Raw genomic sequence first — 24,863 nt, 5'->3', positions numbered from 1 at the left:
TATGTGATAATGTATAAAGTCGCACCGTTTGGTGCGACTTTTTTATTCTGGCCCTTAAAACACATCGGGCCAAAGCTTAGATAACTCTAAATGCTCTTCAATCGCGTCAGCAATACGCTCAATGGCTTGTTCATTGCGCTGTTGGTGATCGAATGTCTCGATATCTTTAACACCAGCCCACTCACTAACCAACCTAACAACGTTTTGATTGTCGAAGAACCCATGTAAATAGGTGCCTAGGATTTGTTTACAATCTGACACGGCTCCGTCTGGTGTGCCATTGGTCAGTTGAATTGGAGATGTATTATTCGTTTTAGTGCGGCCTACATGAATTTCGTAACCAGAAACTAAAATGCTTTCACTGTTGAACGTAAATATACCTTCAACATTGGATAAACGTTTTTCCCCAGTAAGCACGGTTGTTACCGGCAGCAAACCTAAACCATCCGAAGCCCCTGCAACACCCTCAACACCATCAGGGTCAGAAATAGACTCTCCAAGCATTTGGTATCCACCGCATATACCGATCACCTTACCGCCATAGCGTAAGTGCTTTAAGATATCATTATCCCAACCTTGCTGGCGTAGATACTCTAGATCAGAGCGGACAGACTTCGTCCCTGGCAAGATGATGATATCCGCATTGTCTAATCGCTCACCTTTACCGACATAGCGAAAGTTGATTTGAGGATGCAAACGAAGTGCATCAAAATCTGTATGATTGCTGATTCTCGTAAACACAGGCACGACTACATTAAGTTTTGCTTGCTCATCTACATTTTGAACAGCAGAAATAGCGTCTTCAGCATCTAAATTAAACCCATGCAAATATGGAAGTACGCCAATCACAGGCTTACCCGTTTTAGCCTCCAACCAATCCAAGCCCGATTGCAACAGTCCGATATCTCCACGAAAGCGATTAATCACAAAGCCTTTCACTCTGTTTTGTTCAGACTCTGAGAGTAATTCTAAGGTGCCATACAGGTGAGCAAACACACCACCACGATCAATATCCGCAACGATGATAACGGGTACATCTGCTTCTTCGGCAAACCCCATGTTCGCAATGTCGTTTGCTCTCAGGTTTATTTCCGCTGGGCTCCCTGCTCCCTCTATCACCACGCTTTGATATTCTTCGTCGAGCCTTGTATATGAGTCCATCACTGTGTTTAACGCCACTTTTTTGTAGTCATGGTAACTCTGCGCTTCCATATCAGTAATGGCTTTACCTTGCAGTATGACTTGCGCCCCGGTGTCAGAGCATGGCTTGAGCAGCACTGGATTCATGTGAACAGTTGGTTCAACACAACAAGCCTGCGCCTGCACTGCCTGTGCACGTCCAATCTCGCCGCCGTCTTTTGTGACCGCACTATTCAACGCCATATTCTGCGGTTTAAAAGGGGCGACCTTTATCCCTTTTCTGTACAACACGCGGCATAACCCTGCCACCAAAACGCTCTTTCCAGCATCTGAAGTGGTGCCTTGTACCATCAAGGGTGAAATTTTTTTAATCATTAGAGTTTACCAATCTCGTGTTTTGCAGATTTATGCTAATAGAAGCGCTTTAATAACGAGAATTATATCAAGCCCAAAAACGAATTGTTGAGCTTATTCATAGCGTCGCACGTTGTAATCATTGGTCTTACTCGAGTTTTTTGTCTCTTCGTCACGACAATAAGTGAACGGAAAATGAATGTCTTAATCAGTATTAGTTCAATTTGGCAGTGCTTTAATACAACCATCGAAACGAACACAGTCATAAGGACAAACACCATGAAAAAAACAATCATTGCTACAGCCGCGGCACTAGTTCTTCTTCCTACACTTGCACTAGCCGGCAACGACAACCACAAACAAGAATCTGTTATTAAGTTTAACGGCCCGGTAGATGTTGTCACTGTGCAGTCGTTACTTGAAGATACCAGTATGTTTACGGAACGTGATGTAGTAGTAGAAGGAACGTTAGTAAGACAGGTGCGCAAAGATACGTTCATCTTCAGCGATGGCCAAGCAGAGATCCAAGTCGAGTTAGACGATGATATCCACTTAGATACTGCGCTAGACACTACGACAAAGTTGCGATTATTTGGCGAATATGAGGGTGGAAATACGCCAGAAATCGAAGTCGACCACATTCAAGTCATGTAAATAGTTGAAAGACTGATAAATAACAGCAACAATTGATAGTATTAATGGCCTGCATTTTGCAGGCCTTTTTGCTATACGTCAAAATACTATCGATACACATAGACTTTGGAGTGTCCATGTTTCGCAAAACGTCAGTCTTAGGACTTTTAGGCTTGTCGGCTTTGTTACCGCTTTCCGCACAAGCTAACAACTTCAATTACAATTACTTTGAAGTTCGTACTGCGTTTGACCCTGAAATAATCGGAGCGGAGTTCAGTACATTTTTAACCGAAAACTCGCATATTGTAGGCCGTATTGATTCTGAGCTCGATGGAGACTGGGATGCAGCAGCAGGCGTTGGTTTTAACGGACCTGTTGGACAGTTCGCCGATGTATATGGTCAGCTGTTAGTGCACCACATCAACTACACTGACAAATCAGCAAGTGACAGCGACATAGAAGCTGAGTTCAACATCGGTGGACGACTTTGGTTAGCCGAGCAACTCGAATTAACCGCACGTCTAGGAAAACTTGGCGATCGCTCAGTATTTCATGCAGGGGCACGCTTCCACTCTACGCAGCAGCTTTCGCTATCGTTAGAGTCGCGTAACAACGGTATCCACGGGCCACAAATGGCGCTGTCTGTACGCTTCCAGTACTAACATAGTTGGTATCTACCCCAAAAAAGCCACCAGTATAGCTGGTGGCTTTTTTTGTTAGGCTCTTACGATTAGTCGCCTAGGAACCAGCTCGACTCCTGGCACATAGCGTTTAGATGCCGCATTAAGCGCAAGCGCTAACGCGCTATCAGCGATAACTTCAAATTGCTGCGGTAAAGAGTTGATCTTTATAGGCAGAAAGTCCAACAAACGGTTATCACCAAACGTAGCCAGTTTTACTCGCCCCATAAGTTCGGGTTTCTCCGACAATACGTCCAATACACCTTCAAGCAAAGTATATGATGTGGTGATGAGCGCATCTGGAATTTCGCCGTCTTCTACCCAACGAGAAAACAGTGCTTTTCCTTCTTCACGGTTAAAATGATTGCCATACGCCACTTTATGTAGTTTTCCTGCCTGCTGTACCGCAGATTCAAACCCGAGCTCTCGTTCCTTTGAAATCGTCAGCTCAGGAAGCGCACCAATTAGTCCGACGCTAGTGACGCCGTCACGCATCAGCGACTGAGTCAAATCGTTCGCAGCACCAAAGTCTTCGCTAATCACACAGGAAAAATGTTCATCATCTAAAGGGCGGTCAATGGCAATAACAGGTGTACCTGATTTTTGCATCGTTAGGTAAAATTCGCTCCCTTCCGGGATCGCACTAGCAACAAATAATGCATCTATTCTTCGGCTAACCAACGCATGAGCAACCGTCTTTTCTGTTTCCGGGTCATCATCCGAGCAAGCAATTAAAATTTGGTAACCTGCTGAACGTGAGTTCTGCTCTAACAACTTTGCTAAACGCGCGTAACTGGTGTTTTCCAGATCGGGAATGATTAAGCCAAAAGAGCGACTTTGCCCTGCTCTCAAAGCACTTGCAGCATGGTCAGGTTTGTAGTCATGCGCTTCGACCACGGCCATTACTTTTTGCTGAGTTTTCTCGCTGATTCTATATTTCTGAGCTTTACCATTAATGACATAGCTTGCCGTAGTTTTGGATACTCCAGCAAGTTTCGCTATTTCATCTAGTGTCATATCAACAGCCTTAATCTGTGCAGTGGATCATAATTAGCCACTCGTGATCATTCTAATATTTGCATTATATGCTGAATCCATTCAGCATAAAAGCTGAAAGGATTCAGCAAGCGTTATTTGTGAACTGAAACAAGAGATATCACTCATAGTTGTGTTTTGTTTTATGAATAATGATTTTTGAATTTTTTTTGCCCTTTTGCTGAAACGATTCAGCAAAATATCAATTGGCGTTTCCGAATAAAAAGAGGTAAGCATGCTTACACTAAAAGAATCAGACATTACATTGAACCAAGCTTTTGATAACAAGACGAAAGCGATTGAGAGCATTGCCCAACAGTTAAGCTCATCTGAACTTGTGGCGAGTGGTTATGTACAAGGAATGCTGCAACGCGAACAGCAAAACTCAACCTACTTAGGTAATGGCATCGCGATTCCACATGGCACCACCGACACTCGCGATTTAGTCAATAAGACCGGTGTAGCGATCCACCACTACCCTAAAGGTGTTGAATGGGGAGATGGAAACACCGTTTATGTAGCGATTGGTATTGCCGCTAAATCCGATGAGCATTTGTCGATTTTGAAACAGCTAACTAAAGTCCTCGCATCAGATGGCGTCGAATCAAAGCTTAAAAGCGCAAAAACTAAACAAGACATCATCGCCGTATTAACCGGGAAAGTTCAGCTTGAATTCGATTTTGATGCTTCTCTAATCCAAACGCTTTTCCCTGCAAGCGACATGCTTCAGATGTGCGCGGTAGCCGGTGGATTGCTTAAAAATAGTGGCAATGCCGGTGCGGAGTTTGTCGCAGATATCATCACTAAATCACCAACCAGTTTAGGTAAAGGGTTATGGCTTGTTAGTTCAAACAGTTCGGTTTCACGCACGGGGATGTCCGTAGTTACTACAGCCAACGACTGTCAATACGAAGGACAACCAGTGAAAGGACTTATTGCATTTTCTGCCTGTAATGACAGCCACTTACCGGCCCTGAATAAATTAACCACTCTCATTGCGCAAGGTAAACAAAACGTCTTACTGGAATCAACTCCAGAACAGCTTATCTCTCTGTTTAAGTCTGAGCAGTTACACGTGGATGTTAACCTTTCAGGCCAAGCAAATAGTGCTGGAAATACTGCCGTATTTGCGATCAAAAACGCCCACGGACTGCACGCCCGCCCAGGTGCAATGCTGGTAGCAGAAGCTAAGAAGTTTGAAAGTGATATTCGTGTATCTAACTTGGACTCCGAAAGTAGCCCTGTTAATGCCAAAAGCCTAATGAAAGTTATCGCTCTTGGTGTAAAGCACGGTCATAAACTTCAGTTTTCCGCGACGGGTTCAGATGCTGAACAAGCCTTGGTAGCAATTGGTAAAGCAATCGAATCAGGCCTTGGTGAGGGTTAATTCAATGACGAATAAAGTTGTTACTATCACCCTAAATCCAGCACTCGACCTTACAGGAAGTCTATCAAGGCTGAATGTCGGAGAAGTAAGCCTCGTAGAATCTAGTGACTTTCACGCAGCAGGAAAAGGGGTCAACGTAGCGCAAGTACTTTCCGACCTAGGTGCCGAAGTCACCGTTACTGGTTTTCTAGGCCAAGATAACCAAGAACTGTTTACCAAACTGTTCAATGAAATGAATGCGATTGACGCATTCGTTCGAGTTGAAGGATCGACGCGTATCAATGTCAAACTGGTTGAGCAAAATGGTTCAGTAAGCGACATCAACTTCCCGGGAGTGAACGTAGGTGCGCAAGCCATCGAAGATTTCGATAAACAGCTTGAAGCGTTGATGCAAGACCACGACTTCTTTGTGTTAGCTGGCAGCGCTCCAAAAGGTGTCACGACTGAGCATATCAATGGATGGATTCACACACTAAGGTCCGCTGGAAAGAAAGTCATCTTCGACAGTAGCCGTAATGCACTTGTTGAAGGAGTGAAAGCGAAACCTTGGATGATAAAACCCAATGAACATGAACTCTCTGATTTAGTGGGTTCCCCACTCCATAGCCAGCAGGACTGCCTGAATGCCGCAAACACACTAACCCAAAGTGGCATAGATAATATTGTCGTTTCTATGGGCGAGCATGGTGTGACTTGGCTTGCTGACAACATTCACCTCAGTGCTAAACCGCCAAGAATGGAAGTTGTAAGCACCGTCGGTGCCGGTGACACGCTGGTAGCGGGTTTTTGCTGGGGTCAAATGCAATCAATGCCAGCTAAGGAACTACTTAGCTTCGCTACAGCCTTGTCTGCTCATGCAGTTGAACAAATCGGCGTTGGTGCAAAATCAACAGCACGTATCAAACAAATACAACAACAAGTAGAGCTTATATCGCTATCTACAGAAGAAACAAATCAGGACTAAAGGTATAGACTATGAAAATTGCGATTATTACTGCATGCCCGAGCGGCGTTGCAAACAGCATCATCGCAGCAGGTTTGCTTGAACAGGCTGCACAATCTCTTCAATGGAATGCTTCTGTAGAGCGTCAATCTAGTGTTATTGACTCCCCACCACTGACTCAGGAACAAATTGATGAAGCGGACGTGATCGTTATAGCTGCAAACGCTAACATTAACGACAGTCGCTTCATTGGTAAAAAAGTGTACCGCTCTGAGATCAATACCTGTATTGACAACCCTAAGTCGTACCTAGAGAACGCGGTTGAAAGCGCACAAGTACTATCAGAATCCATAGAGTCGAACTCCACAGAACCAACATTAGAGAAAACCTCTAACATTGTCGCTATCACCGCTTGCCCGACAGGCGTCGCGCATACATTCATGGCTGCTGAAGCGTTAGAAGAAGAGGCAAAACGTCTTGGCCATCAGATTAAAGTTGAAACGCGCGGTTCTGTTGGCGCCAAAAACCAACTGACTGAACAAGATATTGCGCAAGCCGATCTGGTTATCATTGCTGCCGACATTGAAGTGCCACTAGATCGCTTTAACGGCAAAAAACTTTACAAGACCAGCACAGGTCTAGCCCTAAAGAAAACTGAGCAAGAGATCAATGCAGCATTCGACTCTGCTACTGTCTTTACGAGTTCAGCGGAATCAAAGCCTGCATCAGAAGAGAAGAAAGGTGTCTACAAACACCTTATGACCGGTGTATCGCATATGCTACCAGTCGTGGTAGCTGGTGGCTTGATTATCGCCTTATCCTTCGTGTTCGGTATCGAAGCGTTTAAAGAAGAAGGCACTCTAGCAGCAGCGTTAATGACCATCGGCGGTGGCTCTGCATTTGCTTTGATGATTCCGGTACTGGCCGGTTTTATAGCGTTTTCTATCGCTGATCGTCCAGGCCTAGCACCTGGCCTCATTGGCGGTATGCTAGCAAGCTCAACTGGTGCTGGCTTCCTTGGTGGTATTGCAGCAGGCTTTATCGCAGGTTACTCGGCAAAACTTATCGCCGACAAAGTACAACTTCCTCAATCCATGGAAGCATTGAAACCAATCTTGATCATTCCATTTATTGCCAGCCTTATTACTGGCCTAGTGATGATCTACATTGTTGGTGGACCTGTATCTGGCATCATGTCAGCAATGACAGATTTCCTTAACAACATGGGCACATCAAATGCTGTGTTATTAGGCATTATTCTGGGCGCTATGATGTGTTTCGATTTGGGTGGTCCAGTAAACAAAGCCGCATACACGTTCGGTGTTGGCCTATTAGCGTCGCAAACATACGCACCAATGGCCGCAATCATGGCTGCGGGCATGGTTCCAGCACTTGGTATGGGCCTAGCAACATTCCTGGCAAAGGACAAGTTTGAAGCGGGCGAACGCGAAGCAGGTAAAGCCTCTTTCGTACTAGGTCTATGTTTTATTTCAGAAGGTGCTATCCCATTTGCAGCGAAGGATCCGATGCGCGTGATCCCTACTTGTATGATTGGCGGTGCATTAACTGGTGCGCTATCAATGTTGTTTGGTGCGCAATTGATGGCACCTCACGGTGGCCTATTTGTTCTACTGATTCCAAATGCAATCAGCCCTGTATTGATGTATCTAGTGGCTATTGCAGCAGGTACAGCGGTAACTGGCTTTAGTTACGCATTCCTGAAATCTAAGCAAGATACTCAATCTCGCAGTACGGCTACAGCATAATCCCCCATAACCTGTAGTAACTTGTACTCAAAGGGCTTCCATTTGGAAGCCCTTTTCTTATAACGATCGTGAACGATCTTAATCTACTGATATTCCACTTAAATCACAGATACAAAAGTGTGAGATTGGTACAATAAACGACTTGTTAACTTTGCCAATCATCCTATGAACCGTCGAATCCCTCGCTTTATTGCTCAATTTGCTTTGGTATTCATCGCGCTTTCTGTCGTCCCTACTATCTATTTCACCACAGAGCTGAACAAAGTTGACTCCATCGCCAAAGATAAAGTAAGCAGCCAAACTCAAGCACAAATAGAGTTCACATTGAATGCGCTGAAATCGACCACTAACAATATTCGACGTTCAATCGGAATATTGGCACGTAACGGCTTACTCTATAACACAATAACGAAGCCGAATAATTACAATATTGAAGCGCTACAAGACCTTTGGATTCTAACGGCAAAAACCCAAGGCTATTATTCACTGCTCAAATTAGTAGATGCGCAAGGCAATGAAATCGTTCGCATCAATCAACGTGGTTCGAGTATCGAAATTGTTGCTAAAGATCATCTGAACAACGACTCGCAACAGGACTACTTTCAGAAAGCTCAACTTCTTGCCCCGAAAACCGTCGAGGCCTACAGCAGCAGTAATGATCGCAATGAAAATTCAGGCTTCACAAGCCTTGCTGAACGCGTCACCTCGCCCATTGATATCGGTGGTAAACGTTTGGGCTACTTTGTAGCCGACATTAATGTTGATGCTATCTTCAAGGCACTCACCTACGCCGGTACTGCAACCAATCGTCCTGATATGTTAGATGCCAGCGGCTATTATATTCGCAGCAATAACCCAGACATACAGAACTCAAGTGATACAGATGTTCATCTCAGTGACATCAACCCAGCGGTATGGAAACACGTACAAAGCGCCGACTCAGGGGCTGTTTACAATGCAGGGAACTGGTGGGCATTTCAAAAGCTAAAACTGCCAGTGAACACCATCACTGAAAAGCTAATCCTATTAATTGTTGTCCCCGAGTCCTACATTGACGCATTAAAGTCAGACGAAATCACCGACCTCGCTATCCTCGCCAGCACCACCTACTTACTGATTTTCTTTTTGTCGGTGGTGTTTATGGCTTGGCACATCAACCACGAAAAAAACAGCATTGAGAGCCAAATCGCTCGCGCTGCGATGAATGGCATGTCTGCGGTTGTGATCACCGATAAAAACAACCGCATTGTACAAGTTAACCAAGAGTTCACTCGCTTGAGCGGTTATACATTGGAACAAGTAAAAGGCAAACTGCCCTCTCTATTTGCGTCTGGCAAGCATAGGCAAGAGTTTTACATGAACATGTGGAAAACACTAACTAGCGAAGGGATGTGGGAAGGTGAAGTCACCAATAAGCGCAAAGACGGCTCGTACATCACAGAAATCCTAAGAATTCAAACCGTCACAGATCGAAATGGCGACATTCAGTTTTACGTGGCTTCCTTTGTAGATATCACTCACCGTAAAGAGCTCGAGAATCGGTTACGTGAACTAAGCGAGCGCGATGCATTAAGTAAGTTGTGGAACCGTCGTAAGTTCGACATCGAGCTAAAAAATGAGTGTCGATTGGTTGAGCGTTACCCTGATACTAATCACTCCTGCCTCGCCGTATTGGACATTGACCACTTCAAACGGATAAACGATGCGTTGGGTCATGATGAGGGAGACCGTGTTATTCAATCTGTAGCGAAATCGCTGCTGGGTGAAATCCGTGATACCGATTTCTTAGCCCGTATTGGTGGTGAAGAATATGCGCTAATTATGCCCCATACCCACTTAGACGAAGCGGAGATCGTTCTTAATCGTTTAAGAACCTCTGTCTATCTTGCCCACAGTGAGCAAGTATCAATTAGCGGCGGTGTTACCGATATTAAGTCCTCAGTACAAGAATCTTATAAGCGTGCTGACGTCGCGCTATACCAATCTAAAACATCTGGTCGAAATTGCATATCGACTTTTTCGAGTGCTCAAATCAACGAGATTGCCTGAATCCTTAATGCACCAAATCGAGCCATCCCATTCTCTCCTTTGGTGCAATTCAACCCACTAGTTCTCTCCCACCCCAGTAAACTCAACGAAAATGGTTCTGGCCTATTTTTTGAAGTTTCATTTAGTGAAAATTTTTATAACGCTGCAATGAGCACCTTAAGTGATCAATAAAATGCACAAAGACAGGGAGAATGTCGATGCAAGATACACTAACCGTCGTTTTGGCTGGAGGAATGGGCTCTCGTCTCAGTCCGTTGACAGATAACCGCGCTAAGCCTGCCGTTCCATTTGGAGGTAAGTATCGAATCATCGATTTTACCTTAACCAATTGTTTGCACTCAGGGTTAAGACAAATTCTAGTATTGACCCAATATAAATCTCATTCACTGCAGAAGCACTTGCGTGATGGTTGGTCTATTTTCAACCCAGAGCTTGGTGAATACATTTCCGTTATACCTCCTCAAATGCGTAAAGGTGGAAAGTGGTACGAAGGAACTGCCGATGCGATTTACCACAACTTGTGGCTCCTATCACGCAGTAATGCCGAATACGTTGTTGTACTCTCTGGCGATCATATCTACCGAATGGATTATGCGTCGATGTTAGAAGAGCACAAACAAAACGGCGCTTCATTGACGGTTGCCTGTATGGACGTTCCAAAGCAAGACGCTTCTGAGTTTGGCGTAATGGCAACCGACGAGCAAAAACGCGTCATTTCGTTCGTCGAAAAACCAGAAAGCCCACCCGCAATGCCACATAACCCAGAGCGCAGTTTAGTCTCAATGGGTATCTATATCTTCAACATGTCTACGCTGACACAAGCACTTATCGAAGATTCTGAGAACTCTTATTCGAGCCACGACTTCGGAAAGGACATTATTCCTAAATTGATCGACCAACAGTCTGTCTACGCATACGAATTTGGCAATGATAAAGGACGTGTAGCTAAAGACTGTTATTGGCGAGACGTGGGGACTATCGATTCATTCTATCAAACAAACATGGACCTGCTCGAACCAGTCCCACCTATGAACCTGTATCAACCCAATTGGCCAATACGAACCTATGAGGCTCAGTTCCCTCCGGCACGCACTGTCTCTTCCGCTACCGGAAATGAAGGCATATTTATCAATTCTATTATTGCTAACGGCGTAGTTAACTCAGGCGGTTCTGTTCAACATTCGATCATCTCATCTAACGTTAGAATTCACGACAGTGCCACGGTCACCGACAGTATTTTGTTTGATGAAGTCGAAATTGGTGAAGGTTGCATCATTGCCAATTGCATCGTCGATAAACACGTTAGTATTCCACCGAACACAACAATTGGGATTGATAAGCTGGAAGACCAAAAGCGTTTTCATATTTCAGAAAAAGGCATAGTTGTTATACCAGAGAGCTATCAGTTTTAAAGTTAACCCCGGCCAAATAGTTACACCGTAACCATGGATGATTTTATTTAAATACAAAAGCTTAACAAAGTTTTGGATTCTCAATGGATGAAAAAAACAGGCCTTAGTCGGACGACTAAGGCCTGTTCTTAATTGCGTTAACAATCTATATTACACACCACCGTAAAGGTTATGGACAAGTCACTTCATCCCAGAACCAATTCGACTGCGTTGGTGTTTCCCAGCTACCAGGGTTGTTTTTCGCCGTAAAACATTTGTCGTTGTACGAGTACGTTTCACCATTCTTTGGCTGAGTTACACCAGGCTCAAATGCTGTGACGGTGCCAGAAGAACCCCCGTTATCACCTCCACCTGTATTTCCGCCATTATCTCCTCCACCCGTATTCCCAGATGAAATATCGCCGATTGGCAGATCGGGTTGCTCAAACTTAAATGCGTAGTCAACACCATTTATGTTAACGGTGTAGTTAGCAGGGCCAGAAATCGGCAAGTAATACACCATATCAAGCTCATAACTCCCACCATTCGGAAGATCTTTCCATGATGGCAATGAGAAAGCGACTCTGTGCATTGGTCCTTCCAAGCCACCAATGTTATCTGAGCGTGAGTGCCCTGACGCGATTACGGAAAGGCCGCCACCAGATTGATCTTTTGCGTTGTCCGGCGCTGATACAGGAATATCGAACTGGAATTCAGTTCCGCCAGGCAGCGCTTGACCCGTATTATTGGTAAAGGTCACTTTTGGATTAATTGGGTAGTTCTGATCGCCCACTTTGAATCCACCAACGGTGACGGTGATATCTAACGCTTCAGCAGGAATAGCACCGGTCGCCACTTTGTTACCATATGGCGTTGCCGACTTAAACTTCTCGTAAATGGCTTTGGTCATAGTGTTACCCATGTGATATTCACCATTGCCCGAATTACATGCCTGCTCAGATTCATCGACTCCAGTTCGGTTGCCCGCTGAATCGAGCGTATAACAGTTGTAGTCACCCGCGAGTTCCCAGAACATGATGCCACCAATTTCTTTATCGATGACATAGTCGGCCTTCACGTTAATAGACGCTTTATCTTCTGTTGACAAGAATACACTTTTCTCTGCATTCCATAGCCAAGGCGCCACAGCCACACTATCGTAGTTGCGCGTATAGGTACCCACAATTGGATTGGTTATAGGATCTAAATTGTAAGCGGCTGCATAAGAGCCCCAAATGCCTTTCTCAAGGTTTTTCGCATGCCACATTGGGTTAGAGCCAGCCCCCATTTCCCTGCCATCTGGATCCTTGTCGTGCCACATGTTGTCAATACCCATGGCACCGTAACCACAGTTATTCTTTTCCCCTTCACCGGTACCGGCTGCACATTCGTTCTGATTTGGTAAAGGTGCACGCCCCCACAAACCATTCTCACCACCCGTCACGTTTTGCCAGCCGCGTGTGTAGTACGGCACACCAATGTTGATACGCCCAGCTGGCATCGAGCCACGGAAATAGTGATACGCCCAATCCGTATTCAGATAACCGATTCCTCCGTAAGCCGCTGTGCCATATACGTTCCACTGGGCTAACTCGGAGTCCTTACCAGTATCAAACAACGCAGCGTTATGTCCCACATGGTCGTTCCAAGCGCCATGTAAGTCATAAGACATGATGTTCACGTAATCGAGATACTTGGTCACATCGAACGTTTCCATACCACGGAGCAAGTAACCTGAAGAAGGCGCCGCTATCGTCAGCATGTAGTGAATCCCATCTTGCTCAGAAGCTCGATCCACTTTTTCGCGTAGAACTTTCATTAGCTCTTGGTAAGACGCCCATAGATATTTACGGCGTGGTTCCATAAAGTCTTTATCGTAAGGGTTACCCGCACCCGCCATTGAAGTTGGGTATTCGTAGTCGATGTCTAATCCATCAAATTTGTATTGGCGCATCATTTCAACCGCTGAAGTGGCGAATGTTTCGATGCCTTGGTGGTTGATAGAACCGTCTGCATTAGTGGTCATCGTATAAAAGCCACCATCTGCAACTCTAGTACCATCACTGGCAAAATGACCGCCAGTTTCAGCCCAGCCACCGATCGAAATAAGCGTTTTTACACCATGCTTTTGTTTCGCAGTCGCCAATGCACCAAAATGCCCTTTGAAGCCAAGTGCCGGATCGACTTCCACTCCAGCCCACTCTTTTCCTATTGCCGCATTCTCTGGATCATTCACATCACCGATGTTGGCTTTACCGTCAGCCCCAATACTTACGAACGCATAGTTAATGTGTGTTAGCTGTTCCCATGGAATGTCTTTTACTAAGTATGCTGCTTGTGGGTCGTCACCTGCGCGCCAACTCGTGAAGTAACCAATAACACGTCGTGGATGATCGGCTCCCATGAGCTCGCGACCTTCTTCATCATAGACGGTACAGTAAGGTACATTGACCCCCTCAGTTTGATAAAGGCCATCTGGTCGACAATTAGCAGTCGTTGGCAATCCGTTTACAGTAAGCGTTGTCGCCGATGAATCAGTAGTCGCACCACGATCATCCGTTGCTTTAGCGTAAACAGCCAAGGCCCCCACTTTAGACGTTGTATAGTTAAAGGTGTAAGGCGCTGTAGCCACCGTACCGACTAATGATCCAGCAACAAAAAAGTCGACTTTTTCTATGCTCCCATCACTGTCGGAAGCATTTGCGGTTAACGAAACCACTTCGCCTACTTCGACACTTGTAGTAGAAACCGACACATCTACGACCGGTGGCACATTGACTGGCCCGCTTGTTTCAACATTCAGAGAAAGAGAACTCTCGTTGCTGGCTGCATTTTGATCGTCGTACGCTACGACACTAAACAGCTGTGTACCAGCGACAGCAGTCCAACTGGTAGAATATGGCGACGAAGTTGACTGACCGACTAATACGCCATTAACTAGGAATTCAACTCGGCTTACGGTGCCATCACTGTCTGAAGCTGACGCGGATATAGTGACAGTGTCACCCTCAACAATGGAATCTGACATCTGGGGCGAAGTTAACGTAGCGACAGGTAGTTCGTTGGTACCACCACCCGTAGTTGAACAGCTATCAACCACTGACCAATGCGCATAATCCCCAGAAAAATCTATAGGGTTGTTGTTCTGTGTCCAATAATTCGCTTTATACGCTGTATCTAGGTGTTGTACTTGATCACCTCCTGTATAAACCGTTCCTGAATCCCAAATAGGCAAGTTACTACAGTCAACTGCTGCGTAGCTATTGAAAGCGATTAGGCACGATGCGGTCAGAGTGCTGAGGGTAAAGACCCCTTGCCCGACCTTTCCTTTGGTTATAAGCATAATTGCTCGTTCCTTTGTAGTTTCGACGTTGTTAGTGAAATAAAATCTAGTGAGCTCGAAGTGTCATTAGACTTAAAATCCAGCCCGAAGAAACCATAGGAAAGATCTTTAAATTGCGTGATTTCATTTGTATATTTTATACAATCACTCGCAATTCTCTGCTACATGAATGCAACATAAGGCTACTTATTTTGCATCAATAACCAAATTTTGAGAAAGAAACGAACGTAAAAAAGCCCATATTTCAAAATAAAATATGGGCTCAGTTACCAGAGACTGACTAGATCTCTATAGGGGTTAAACATAGTATGCAGAAATGCTGATTGTTATAAAACAGTAATCTTGTAGGAATTTCTTTCCCCTTTTCAATCAACTCGCTTTCATCCCTTTCGGAGTCTCATTAAAGTGCCTTTTGTATTCACGGCTGAACTGAGAAGAGCTGCTGTAACCAACCATCCTAGCGGCATCGCTGACTCGTCTTCCCTCGCCATGGATAAGCTCTTTAGCTCGTGTGAGCCTGACTTTTTTGATGTATTGCAAAGGTGATTCAAGTGTTACTGCGCGAAAAGCGGAATGGAACGCAGACACACTCATGCTGGCTTCTTCGGCCAAAGACTGAACCGTCAACACTTCATCATAGTTACTGTGTACTTTACTCAGTGCTTTGGCAATTCGAGCATACTGACCTTCTTGGTGCGCTAACTCAAATAAGATGTGCCCTTTTGGACTTCTCAATGCACGATAGACGAGCTCTTCAATGATTGAGTGCCCTAAAATTTCTGTTTCTGCGCGATCACACAGCGCATTCACCAATCGAGTACAGCAATCAAGCATGGCTTCATCCATAGATACCGACTCTAACCCGCAAGCCTTGTGCTCTTTAACTGGTGTACATTCCACTGACATCTTTTCCAGTGAATTAACTAATTTGTGTAGCAGAGTCGCCGGAATATCAATCGAAATACCGAGCAGAGGTTTGTCTTCTTCTGGAAACGCTTCACACTCCAATGGCATAGGGACACCAACGACAAGGTAGTCACCTTCCCCGTATTTCACCGCATTGTCGCCCATGTGAATGTGTTTTTTACCTTGGCCAAGAATGATGATCCCAGATTGATAGACAAATGGCTGGCGCTTATTACCTTGGCTGCTGCGATAAAACCACACACCCGGAAGCTGGGTTTCACACACCCCCTCCAGTTCATTTAACCCTGCGGTATCGGCGTATCGTTGCATTGCCTGCTGTAATTTCATTGGTGATCTTTTCTGGTTGGAACGAAGTATTCAAAATACCAAGCATGTAGAAATAGGCAAGTAAATTCCACAAATCAGCCTTTAATGACTCAGTTTTCAATACTAATATGCACAACATAGAATTTATTTACCGCTCAGATTTACAGCACGGCGCGTAAATAAGGCATAACAACAAAGCCCATCCACTGGAAGCAAGAGGTTCAAATAATGAAATTCTCGTACGTTAACCCAACTCAAATTCACTTCGGTCAAGGTCAAATTGAGACTGTCGCATCGTCTATTCCAACGACTGAAAAAGTCTTAGTTATCTATGGTGGCGGTTCAATCAAATCCAACGGTGTTTATGACCAAGTCGCTAAGGCGCTAGAATCTCACACGTGGCAAGAGTTTTCAGGTGTAGAACCTAACCCAACCAAAGAAACGCTCGACAAAGCCGTGGCTATCGTGAAACAAGATGGTATCGACTACATCCTTGCTGTTGGCGGTGGTTCAGTCATTGACGGCTCTAAATACGTTGCAGCAGCAGCGAAATATGATGGCGAAGGTTGGGATATTCTAACGGGCGATCATCAGGTAACAGATGCGACACCGATCGGTGCAATTCTAACGCTACCCGCAACAGGTTCTGAGTCCAACATGGGCGCAGTGATCACCAAAGCTGAAACGCAAGACAAACTTGCATTTCTAGCACCAGCGGTACAACCTAAATTTGCTGTGCTTGATCCAGATGTAATGAAGTCTCTACCTGAAAAGCAGCTTATCAACGGTATTGTCGACGCTTGGGTACACGTATGTGAACAATACCTAACGCTACCAACCAATGCGATGGTACAAGATGGCTATGCTGAGACTCTCCTTCGTAGCTTAAAATCACTCGGTGAGCAGTTTGAGCAACGCGACAACGACGAATGGCGCGCGAATCTCATGTGGTCAGCGAACCAAGCTCTAAACGGTTTAATCGGCAGCGGCGTTCCACAAGACTGGGCTACGCATATGATCGGTCACGAGCTCACTGCGCTATGGCACGTTGATCACGCTCGCTCTCTAGCGATCGTTCAACCGTCACTCCTGCGTAATCAACTTCAATACAAACGCGCTAAACTTGAACAAATGGGCGTTAACGTATTTGGATTAGACAAGTCTGAAGACCTAGCAGAGCGCACTATTGATGCTATCGAACAGTTCTACCTACAGTTAAATGTTCCGACTAAACTGACCGAGCACGGCAATGATAAGGCAGCAGCAATTGATGCAGTCATTGATCAACTGACTCAACACGGCATGGTAGTACTCGGTGAAAACCAATCTATTACGTTAGAAAAGAGCCGTGAGATTTTAACTGAAGCGATCGCTTAACAGTTTTCTCTCATAGATGAGAATAACAGTCGCATAAAGTTTACATTTAGTTAGAATAAAACAGCGCTTACTCCAAGCGCTGTTTTTGTATCTATTCTGTAGGATTATTCGCTTACATGTGGTTGTTGATTACGCTTATCGCTGCTATTCATATCGTCTCAATCAACAATGGGCCGCGTTGGCTATTCTATCTTTCTAAACCACTGCCTATCTTACTGATGATTGGTTCGCTGGTCTTTAAAGGCCCAGAGCTGCCTACATACGTCTATTTTGTTATATCAGGGCTGACTTTATCTGCACTTGGTGATGTCTTTCTCATGCATCCTAAAGATAAGTTTATTCAAGGCCTTAGCTCATTTCTTCTCGCTCACATTGCCTATTTCGTCGCCTTCCATCAGCAATTAGATGGGGCGGTAACAATTTGGGTACTAGGACTACTAATTAGCCTTGGCGTGATCGTGTACTTGCTGCTATTGCCCGATCTAGGTGAAATGAAACTTCCAGTCGCCGCTTATGTCACCGTTATCCTAGCTATGACATGGGCCGCAATTGAGTATCGTCTGACAGGCAGTACTCCTTCATCAGCGACCGCTCTCGTCGGTGCATGTTTATTCATGCTTTCTGATCTAGTGTTAGCCATCGACAGATTCCGTTCCTCATCCCGTTTTTCGCAACATGTAATTATGGTGACCTACTATACGGCACAATTACTTATCACAATGTCCGCATACGCCCTCATCGAACGATCCTATGGTTTTTGATCAATCCACCAGCATCAATTTCATCAAGATTGAAGCACATCAACTCCACACTACTTGTAACCTGATAACATAACCATACAAACACTACGTCAAATAGCCCTTTACAACAGATAAAATAACGCTATCATCCTGACGCAAACGTTTTCCTCACTATATTTACGGTTATTCGCGAGGGTTTTATGCTACAAGATATAGAAATTTGTCGTCAGGCAGATTTAAAACCAATCACCCAAGTTGCCTCTGAGTTAGGTCTTCAACCGGAAGAGTTTCATTCCCAAGGCAAGTATAAAGCCAAGCTATCGCTATCAAGCCTAAAGCGCCTACAAGATTCAGCTTCAGGCAAGTTAATTGTCATCACAGCCATTACTCCGACGCCGCTTGGTGAAGGTAAGACTGTCACCACTATCGGCCTTGCTCAAGGGCTCAAAAAGCTTAACCACTCTGTTGCGGCATGTATTAGGCAACCCTCTATGGGGCCTGTATTTGGTGTTAAAGGCGGTGCTGCAGGCGGTGGCTACTCACAAGTCGCCCCTATGGATGAACTAAACCTACACCTAACAGGCGATATTCATGCTGTAACAGCGGGTCACAATTTGGCCTCAGCAGCCATTGATGCGCGTATTTACCACGAACAAAGGCTGGGTTACGCCGATTTCGAAAAGCGTACTGGGATGAAAGCCCTCAAGATCGATTCGAACAATGTGGTTTGGAAACGCGTACTCGACCACAACGACCGTGCGTTACGCATGGTGACCATTGGCAAAAACGAAGTAAACAAAACCGTTAATGGCTTTGAACGTGAAGACGGTTTCGATATATCTGCAGCATCAGAGTTAATGGCTATTTTAGCTCTCGCAACCGATTTGAAAGATTTACGCGCTCGAATTGGCCGTATCGTGGTCGCTTACAATATTCACGGTAACCCAGTGACGACCGAAGATTTGCAAGTTGCTGGAGCAATGGCTGTAAGCATGAAAAACGCCATTGAGCCTACGTTAATGCAGACTCTTGAAGGCGTCCCAACACTCATTCACGCGGGCCCATTTGCAAACATTGCGCATGGCAACTCTTCCATCATTGCTGATGACATTGCGACCAAGTTGTGTGACTTCACCGTGACTGAAGGCGGCTTTGGCTCTGATATGGGCTTTGAAAAAGCATGCAATATCAAAGCTCAAGCTTCTGGCAAAGCGCCAGACTGCGCCGTGATTGTTGCTACTTTACGTGGCCTTAAGGCGAACTCAGGCTGTTATGATCTTAAACCTGGCCAACCGATCCCAGATTCTATTTTTGAGCCAGATTTGGATGCGCTTACGCAAGGCTTCGAAAACTTAAAGTGGCATATCAATAACGTCAATAAGTACGGCGTGCCTGCTGTTGTGGCGATAAACCGATTCCCTCAAGATGATCAAAATGAACTCGAGCAGCTGAAATCAATGATTGAAGCACTTCCGAGTAACGTTGAAGTTGAAATCAGCGAAGGCTTTGCACAAGGTGGAGAAGGTACAATTGCACTAGCTCGTAAGGTGGTAGAGCAATGCCAACAAGAGGTCGAGTTCAAGCCATTGTACCAACTCTCCCAAACACTTGAAGAAAAGCTCATGAGCGTTGCTGAGGGTGGTTACGGTGCTAGAGGCATTACTCTTAGCTATAAAGCAACCAAACAACTCGAGCAATTCAAACAAAATGGATTTGATAACCTCGCCGTTTGTTTAGCCAAAACTCCCCTTTCGATTTCTACCGACGGTTCAATAAAAGGTGCGCCGCAAGGGTTTGATGTGCCTATTCGAGAACTCAAATTATGTGCTGGGGCTGGATTCGTCTATGCGCTGTGTGGCAACGTCATGACGATGCCAGGTTTGCCTGAGAAGCCTGCTTTTATGAACCTCGATTTAGACGATGAAGGAAATATCATCGGTCTCAGTTAAACCCTCGGTCTCAACTAAACCAATAGGGCTAGCGAGCAAATCAACCTCGCTAGCCCTATAAGCGGTGATTCATATTATAAAGTGATCTTTTTTTGAAATTTATTCATATCTAACTCGTTCTTATTAGTAGCTGTTATCACAACTAACGAGGTTGGTATGAAATTCAAAGCCATTCTATTTCCCGTAGCCCTATTTGCTGTCGCTCTTTCACTTTTCAGCCAAGCTGACGACAAAGGCTCCGAACGTATTGTCTCTAGCGACATCGAAATCGCAACACTGGCTGGTGGGTGCTTTTGGTGTACCGAATCAGATTTAGAGAAACTTGAAGGCGTGATTGATGTCGTTTCAGGTTATGCTGGCGGTGATGTCGAAAATCCAACCTATAAACAAGTCTCATCTGGTAAGACTGGGCATATCGAAGTCATTAAAGTGACTTTCGATCCAGTTGTTGTTTCATACGAACAAGTCTTAGACCAATTTTTCCGCCATATCGATCCGACAGACGATCAAGGCTCTTTTGTTGACAGAGGACGACACTATCGCCCTGCTGTGTTTTATCACAATGAACTACAAAAGCAGATTGCAGAACAATTTATGGCTGAGATTGATGATCTAGGTGTGTTTAAGAAGCCACTTAAAACAGAGCTGATTGAATTCACTAAGTTTTGGCCAGCGGAAGCCTATCACCAAGATTACTACAAACGTAATAAAGTTCGTTATAACTATTACCGATACGCTTCAGGCCGAGATAAGTATCTAGATAAAATCTTCGGTGACGATCGAGAAGAAAACCCAGTTACGCTGCGCCAGCTCATTGATGACAAAAACAAAGTGGCCAATATTAAAGCCTACAGTAAGCCTTCTGAAAAACAGATCAAGGCTAAGTTAACAGACCTTCAATACTACGTAACACAGGAAGAAGGAACTGAGCGCGCGTTTAAAAATGAGTACTGGGATAACAAGCAAGAAGGTATTTATGTTGATATCGTCTCTGGTGAACCACTGTTTTCATCGACTGACAAATACAAGTCAGGTACTGGCTGGCCTAGCTTCACCAAACCTATCAACGAAGGTTACATTGTCACTAAAACCGATTATCACTTACTCTATCCAAGAACAGAAGTAAGAAGTCGATTTGCTGACTCACACCTAGGTCATGTGTTTAAAGATGGCCCAGCACCAACAGGTTTGCGCTACTGCATGAATTCAGCAGCGATGCGTTTCATCCCTGTCGAGCAACTTGAAAAAGAAGGCTATGGTGAATATCTATCTCTATTCGACAGTTAATCCATCCAAACGTCGACAACGAAAAAGGGCAACCTGTTTGGGTTGCCCTTTCTATGTAAGCGAATTAGGTCTTACTACAGTGTGTTTTTATAAACCAGCCCGTCTTTCATAATCAGCTTCTTCGACTCGTCGCTCATCACGCAGGCTACCCCCTCTAGTGGATTGCCATCAATGATCAATAAGTCCGCATATGCCCCTTCGCAAACTTGACCCAATTTACCTTCTTGATAAGGGTGCTGGTAGGTCGATAGCTCGAACAGTCGACCACAATTAGAAGTTGCCATTCTTAACGCAGTAATGGTGTCGAATACTTCTTCTATCGCTGCGAGTTCCTGCATTTGGGCTTTATGGACATCCGATTTACCGACGCAATCCGTCCCGTAAACAATATTCTCAATATTGTATTTCTTAATTAGCTCTGCCGACTTCATCATCGCCTTACCCACACGCTCGGTCTTCTTGTAGGTTTCTTCATTTGGCATTGGAATTTTTCGGTTAGCAATAAGTTCCGACGTAAAGTACGAAGGCACTACCCAGATACCTTTCTCTTTGATGATCTGAGCAATTTCGTCGTCCATAATCGTTGCATGTTCAAAAGACATTACTCCAGCTTCTGCAGCTCGCTTCATTGCCGGTGCAGTGTGAATATGGGCTGCAACGTATGTACCGTAATCCGAAGCAGCCTCAACCGCTGCTTTCATCTCATCCATGGTATATTGCAGTGTATCGAGTGGGTCAAAAGTCGAAGATGCGCCACCACCCGCCATGATCTTGATTTGTGATGCGCCCATAAATAACTGTTCGCGTACCGCTTTCAATACTTCAGCCCGACCATCAGCCACTTTGAATGCGCCGGTCTTCATAAGCGGTGAATCTTCGTGGCCGTTAGCCAAACGCTCTTGTGCACGGTTCTGACGATAGTCTGAATGCCCACTCGTTTGTGAAATCGCAGCCATTGAAGGAAGAATTCTCGGCCCTGTCGCATACCCTTTATCGATGCTATTTTTTAGACCCAATGTGTTGCCCGCGACATCACGAATTGTCGTAAACCCGCGCATTAGCATTTGCTCTGAAATCCTCGCAGAACGAATCGCGATTTCTTCTCGCGTCATAGCATCCAACTCATTGAACCCTGCAGACATGGTGATATGCACGTGGGCGTCGATGAGTCCCGGCATCACAGTACCGCCCTTTGCATCGATAACTTCATCAGCGACAGATACATCAATATCACCAATACGAGTAATGAGGTTGTTTTCTATCAGTACCGATACGCCCTCGATTAGCTTGTCATCGGTGCCATTAAATACGTTCGCATTAATAATCAGTTTTTTCATCTTGTTGCCTCATCGGTAGGAAACCACTTGGTTGATGAAGCGATCATAAACACTCGGATTAGAATTAAATTGCCATTTGATGACATGACTGATACTAGGTTCTGTATTGAATACGAGTACGCAGATACGAAAATAGCGACCTCACTGGGTCGCTATTTCACATTTCAGCAAAGTAATACCTGCTAGTCGTTATGCGCTTTGAGCCTGGGTATGCTCCACTTTGTCACCCAACTTGAAGTAAATCTTCGAGACCGCAATTTCAGCTATTAAAATCGTGAAAACCACAGCGAAGAAAGCAACAACGCCATTCCAAGGGCCGGTAAATTCTACTTCGCTGCCAAACGCTAAGTTAATCGCTTCCAACATAACAAACTTTGAACCCACTAAAATTATGTATGAAGATAATCCGCGCATAATTTTCGGCGCTAATCCTTGCTTAGATTTGAAATAGTTGGCCAATTGATGCTCTGCTTTAATCGATAGTTTTAGGAGCAATTGAAGTAATACTGCGGCAGCTAAAGAGATAGAAAATGAACTGATCGTTACGTAACCCCAAAACTCGTTGTACAAATTCAGCACAGTAAGATCGACCAATACTGCAAGTGTATATCCGACGAACAAACGTTGAGGAGTGTTAAAACCATATTCTTTCTGTGATGCGCTCATATCTCTACCTTTTTAATTGCCTATAATTTCGGCTCGTTCTTATTTACGAAATCAATATTATGGGTAAACACACGCCAATAATTGCCATTTCACGCCAACTTGGAATTCAACCGAAATAAAAAAGGGTAGCCTTATTACAAGGCTACCCTTCCTACTTGCTGCAATATGAGTCGGTTACTTCATGACTCGCGCTTTAAAGTTGCGACCTTTCATCTTTCCAGTTTGTAGCTGTTTTAGCGCTGGCTTGACGATATCGTGCTCTAGCGCGACGTAAGACACCATTGGCAAAATATTAATCTTACCGATCTTATTGCCGTCTAAGCCCGCTTGTTTAGTCAGTGCACCCAGAATGTCACCTGCACGTACTTTCTGTTTCTTACCACCTAAGATTTGGATGGTCTGCATCTTAGGATAGTACGGGCGCTCAACTGGCTTCTCAGGCAATGCTGATGGGTTGATCGCAATATCCATATACTCATCAATACGCGCAACACGATACTCTTCTTTTTCGTTGTAGAAACTGAATGCAATACCTTTCGAGCCTGCGCGACCAGTACGGCCAATACGGTGCACGTGGACTTCAGGGTCACGTGACAACTCAAAGTTGAAAACGGCATCAAGGTTGTCAACATCTAGGCCTCGAGCCGCTACATCGGTAGCAACTAAAATAGAAATGCTCTTGTTGGCGAACATGGTTAACGCTTGCTCTCGCTCTCGCTGTTCCATATCACCGTGCAGCTCCACAACGCTAAACCCGCGATGGCTCAACTCATCAGTCACGTTTTGCACTTCTCTTTTGGTATTGCAAAACACTACTGAAGATTCAGGCTTGTGTGTAAGTAGCAGAGTTTCAAGGGCGTTATCTCGGTCTTCCGTGCTTTCTACTTTGTAAAAACGTTGCTCGATAGTCGTGGTTTGATGCGTTGATTCCACTTTGATCATCTCTGGATCAACCATCACTTTCGCAGCCAAAGACTCGATGTTATCAGGGAAAGTTGCACTAAATAAAAGCGTTTGGCGCTTTGAAGGCGCCGCTTCAATGATGGTATCAATGGCTTCTTCAAAACCCATCTCTAACATTCTGTCTGCTTCGTCCAGCACGAGCGTGTTTAGCTCATCTAAGCTAATGCGCCCTTTCGACATGTGATCAAGAATACGACCTGGCGTGCCCACCAAAATGTGAGCCCCATGCTCTAATGAGCCGATTTGAGGCCCCATTGGCATTCCACCACACAAAGTCAGCACTTTGATATTGTGAATGCCACGCGCAAGAGTTCGGATCTCTTTTGCTACTTGGTCTGCCAACTCTCGAGTCGGACAAAGCACCAAAGTTTGCACCCGAAAACGCTTCACGTTTAAATTGCTAAGTAAACCCAGTGAGAACGTCGCCGTTTTACCAGAGCCCGTTTTACCCTGTCCAATGACATCTTTACCTTCCAGTACCATCGGAAGTGCCTGTTGCTGAATCGCAGTCATCTCGGTGTATCCCAAACTGTCTAGCGTTTCGGTAAGCTCCGGTCTTAAATTCAGCGTCTTAAATGAAGTCGTCACAA

The 24,863-nt window shown here is 44.9% G+C and carries 18 protein-coding genes; 11 read left to right on the top strand and 7 right to left on the bottom strand.

What is annotated here, in order from left to right; genetic code table 11:
- Positions 1–54: 54 nt before the first annotated feature.
- Positions 55–1,515, bottom strand: coding sequence for a cobyric acid synthase (locus tag J4N42_RS18045; protein ID WP_252034041.1), 1,461 nt, complete (start codon positions 1,513–1,515; stop codon positions 55–57).
- 258 nt (positions 1,516–1,773) lie between these two features.
- Between J4N42_RS18045 and J4N42_RS18040 the strand changes: the two genes are divergently transcribed.
- Both J4N42_RS18040 and J4N42_RS18035 read left to right on the top strand, forming a co-directional pair.
- The gene (locus tag J4N42_RS18040) at positions 1,774–2,148 is read left to right on the top strand and encodes a YgiW/YdeI family stress tolerance OB fold protein (RefSeq protein WP_252034040.1); all 375 of its coding nucleotides are present in this window, start codon (positions 1,774–1,776) and stop codon (positions 2,146–2,148) included.
- A 116-nt stretch (positions 2,149–2,264) separates the two neighbouring features.
- Positions 2,265–2,789, top strand: coding sequence for a hypothetical protein (locus J4N42_RS18035; RefSeq protein WP_252034038.1), 525 nt, complete (start codon positions 2,265–2,267; stop codon positions 2,787–2,789).
- A gap of 54 nt (positions 2,790–2,843) precedes the next feature.
- On the opposite strand, the gene cra is transcribed toward J4N42_RS18035, so the two are convergent.
- Entirely contained in the window at positions 2,844–3,824 is a 981-nt protein-coding gene (gene cra / locus J4N42_RS18030; protein ID WP_252034036.1) for a catabolite repressor/activator, read from the bottom strand.
- Between the two features lie 253 nt (positions 3,825–4,077).
- Here cra and fruB point away from each other — a divergent pair, with 253 nt between their 5' ends.
- The 5 genes from fruB to glgC all read left to right on the top strand — a co-directional run bounded on the left by fruB (position 4,078) and on the right by glgC (position 11,399).
- The gene (gene fruB, locus J4N42_RS18025; RefSeq protein ID WP_252034034.1) at positions 4,078–5,229 is read left to right on the top strand and encodes a fused PTS fructose transporter subunit IIA/HPr protein; all 1,152 of its coding nucleotides are present in this window, start codon (positions 4,078–4,080) and stop codon (positions 5,227–5,229) included.
- 4 nt (positions 5,230–5,233) lie between these two features.
- The gene (gene pfkB / locus J4N42_RS18020; RefSeq protein ID WP_252034033.1) at positions 5,234–6,193 is read left to right on the top strand and encodes a 1-phosphofructokinase; all 960 of its coding nucleotides are present in this window, start codon (positions 5,234–5,236) and stop codon (positions 6,191–6,193) included.
- Between the two features lie 11 nt (positions 6,194–6,204).
- Positions 6,205–7,938: a PTS fructose transporter subunit IIBC gene (fruA, locus tag J4N42_RS18015; RefSeq protein ID WP_252034032.1), complete on the top strand. Its 1,734-nt coding sequence runs from the start codon at positions 6,205–6,207 to the stop codon at positions 7,936–7,938.
- A gap of 165 nt (positions 7,939–8,103) precedes the next feature.
- A complete protein-coding gene (locus J4N42_RS18010) occupies positions 8,104–9,987 on the top strand; it encodes a diguanylate cyclase (RefSeq protein ID WP_252034031.1) in 1,884 nt (627 codons plus the stop codon).
- A 197-nt stretch (positions 9,988–10,184) separates the two neighbouring features.
- A complete protein-coding gene (gene glgC, locus J4N42_RS18005; protein WP_252034030.1) occupies positions 10,185–11,399 on the top strand; it encodes a glucose-1-phosphate adenylyltransferase in 1,215 nt (404 codons plus the stop codon).
- Between the two features lie 169 nt (positions 11,400–11,568).
- On the opposite strand, the gene J4N42_RS18000 is transcribed toward glgC, so the two are convergent.
- Positions 11,569–14,721 carry a chitinase C-terminal domain-containing protein gene (locus J4N42_RS18000; protein WP_252034029.1) on the bottom strand — a complete coding sequence of 1,051 codons (3,153 nt, stop codon included), beginning with the start codon at positions 14,719–14,721 and terminating at the stop codon, positions 11,569–11,571.
- A 369-nt stretch (positions 14,722–15,090) separates the two neighbouring features.
- Positions 15,091–15,975: an AraC family transcriptional regulator gene (locus tag J4N42_RS17995; protein WP_252034028.1), complete on the bottom strand. Its 885-nt coding sequence runs from the start codon at positions 15,973–15,975 to the stop codon at positions 15,091–15,093.
- Positions 15,976–16,182: 207 nt separating this feature from the next.
- Between J4N42_RS17995 and J4N42_RS17990 the strand changes: the two genes are divergently transcribed.
- From J4N42_RS17990 to msrB, 4 genes are all read left to right on the top strand, one after another.
- Positions 16,183–17,331 carry an iron-containing alcohol dehydrogenase gene (locus J4N42_RS17990; protein ID WP_252034027.1) on the top strand — a complete coding sequence of 383 codons (1,149 nt, stop codon included), beginning with the start codon at positions 16,183–16,185 and terminating at the stop codon, positions 17,329–17,331.
- A 116-nt stretch (positions 17,332–17,447) separates the two neighbouring features.
- The gene (locus J4N42_RS17985; RefSeq protein ID WP_252034026.1) at positions 17,448–18,092 is read left to right on the top strand and encodes a lysoplasmalogenase; all 645 of its coding nucleotides are present in this window, start codon (positions 17,448–17,450) and stop codon (positions 18,090–18,092) included.
- Between the two features lie 179 nt (positions 18,093–18,271).
- Positions 18,272–20,020, top strand: coding sequence for a formate--tetrahydrofolate ligase (locus tag J4N42_RS17980; protein WP_252034025.1), 1,749 nt, complete (start codon positions 18,272–18,274; stop codon positions 20,018–20,020).
- A 156-nt stretch (positions 20,021–20,176) separates the two neighbouring features.
- Positions 20,177–21,307, top strand: coding sequence for a peptide-methionine (R)-S-oxide reductase MsrB (gene msrB, locus J4N42_RS17975; RefSeq protein ID WP_252034024.1), 1,131 nt, complete (start codon positions 20,177–20,179; stop codon positions 21,305–21,307).
- Between the two features lie 74 nt (positions 21,308–21,381).
- On the opposite strand, the gene J4N42_RS17970 is transcribed toward msrB, so the two are convergent.
- The 3 genes from J4N42_RS17970 to dbpA form a co-directional block, all read right to left on the bottom strand.
- Entirely contained in the window at positions 21,382–22,644 is a 1,263-nt protein-coding gene (locus J4N42_RS17970) for a metal-dependent hydrolase family protein (RefSeq protein ID WP_252034022.1), read from the bottom strand.
- 189 nt (positions 22,645–22,833) lie between these two features.
- Entirely contained in the window at positions 22,834–23,310 is a 477-nt protein-coding gene (locus J4N42_RS17965) for a hypothetical protein (protein ID WP_252034021.1), read from the bottom strand.
- A 174-nt stretch (positions 23,311–23,484) separates the two neighbouring features.
- Positions 23,485–24,861: an ATP-dependent RNA helicase DbpA gene (dbpA, locus tag J4N42_RS17960; protein ID WP_503035427.1), complete on the bottom strand. Its 1,377-nt coding sequence runs from the start codon at positions 24,859–24,861 to the stop codon at positions 23,485–23,487.
- Positions 24,862–24,863: the final 2 nt, after the last annotated feature.

The organism is Vibrio sp. SCSIO 43135 (assembly GCF_023716665.1).
GTDB classification, from domain to species: Bacteria; Pseudomonadota; Gammaproteobacteria; order Enterobacterales; family Vibrionaceae; genus Vibrio; species Vibrio paucivorans.
Note: the sequence above shows the minus strand (reverse complement) of the source record. Positions and strands in the feature narration are given on the sequence as shown.

Coding starts and splice junctions, on each gene's coding strand:
- J4N42_RS17995 (WP_252034028.1), bottom strand. CDS start 15,975: ATGAAATTACAGCAGGCAATGCAACGATACGCCGATACCGCAGGGTTA.
- J4N42_RS17990 (WP_252034027.1), top strand. CDS start 16,183: ATGAAATTCTCGTACGTTAACCCAACTCAAATTCACTTCGGTCAAGGT.
- J4N42_RS18035 (WP_252034038.1), top strand. CDS start 2,265: ATGTTTCGCAAAACGTCAGTCTTAGGACTTTTAGGCTTGTCGGCTTTG.
- J4N42_RS18045 (WP_252034041.1), bottom strand. CDS start 1,515: ATGATTAAAAAAATTTCACCCTTGATGGTACAAGGCACCACTTCAGAT.
- cra (WP_252034036.1), bottom strand. CDS start 3,824: ATGACACTAGATGAAATAGCGAAACTTGCTGGAGTATCCAAAACTACG.
- msrB (WP_252034024.1), top strand. CDS start 20,177: ATGAAATTCAAAGCCATTCTATTTCCCGTAGCCCTATTTGCTGTCGCT.
- glgC (WP_252034030.1), top strand. CDS start 10,185: ATGCAAGATACACTAACCGTCGTTTTGGCTGGAGGAATGGGCTCTCGT.
- J4N42_RS17970 (WP_252034022.1), bottom strand. CDS start 22,644: ATGAAAAAACTGATTATTAATGCGAACGTATTTAATGGCACCGATGAC.
- J4N42_RS18040 (WP_252034040.1), top strand. CDS start 1,774: ATGAAAAAAACAATCATTGCTACAGCCGCGGCACTAGTTCTTCTTCCT.
- J4N42_RS17980 (WP_252034025.1), top strand. CDS start 18,272: ATGCTACAAGATATAGAAATTTGTCGTCAGGCAGATTTAAAACCAATC.
- J4N42_RS18000 (WP_252034029.1), bottom strand. CDS start 14,721: ATGCTTATAACCAAAGGAAAGGTCGGGCAAGGGGTCTTTACCCTCAGC.
- pfkB (WP_252034033.1), top strand. CDS start 5,234: ATGACGAATAAAGTTGTTACTATCACCCTAAATCCAGCACTCGACCTT.
- J4N42_RS17965 (WP_252034021.1), bottom strand. CDS start 23,310: ATGAGCGCATCACAGAAAGAATATGGTTTTAACACTCCTCAACGTTTG.
- fruB (WP_252034034.1), top strand. CDS start 4,078: ATGCTTACACTAAAAGAATCAGACATTACATTGAACCAAGCTTTTGAT.
- J4N42_RS17985 (WP_252034026.1), top strand. CDS start 17,448: ATGTGGTTGTTGATTACGCTTATCGCTGCTATTCATATCGTCTCAATC.
- J4N42_RS18010 (WP_252034031.1), top strand. CDS start 8,104: ATGAACCGTCGAATCCCTCGCTTTATTGCTCAATTTGCTTTGGTATTC.
- fruA (WP_252034032.1), top strand. CDS start 6,205: ATGAAAATTGCGATTATTACTGCATGCCCGAGCGGCGTTGCAAACAGC.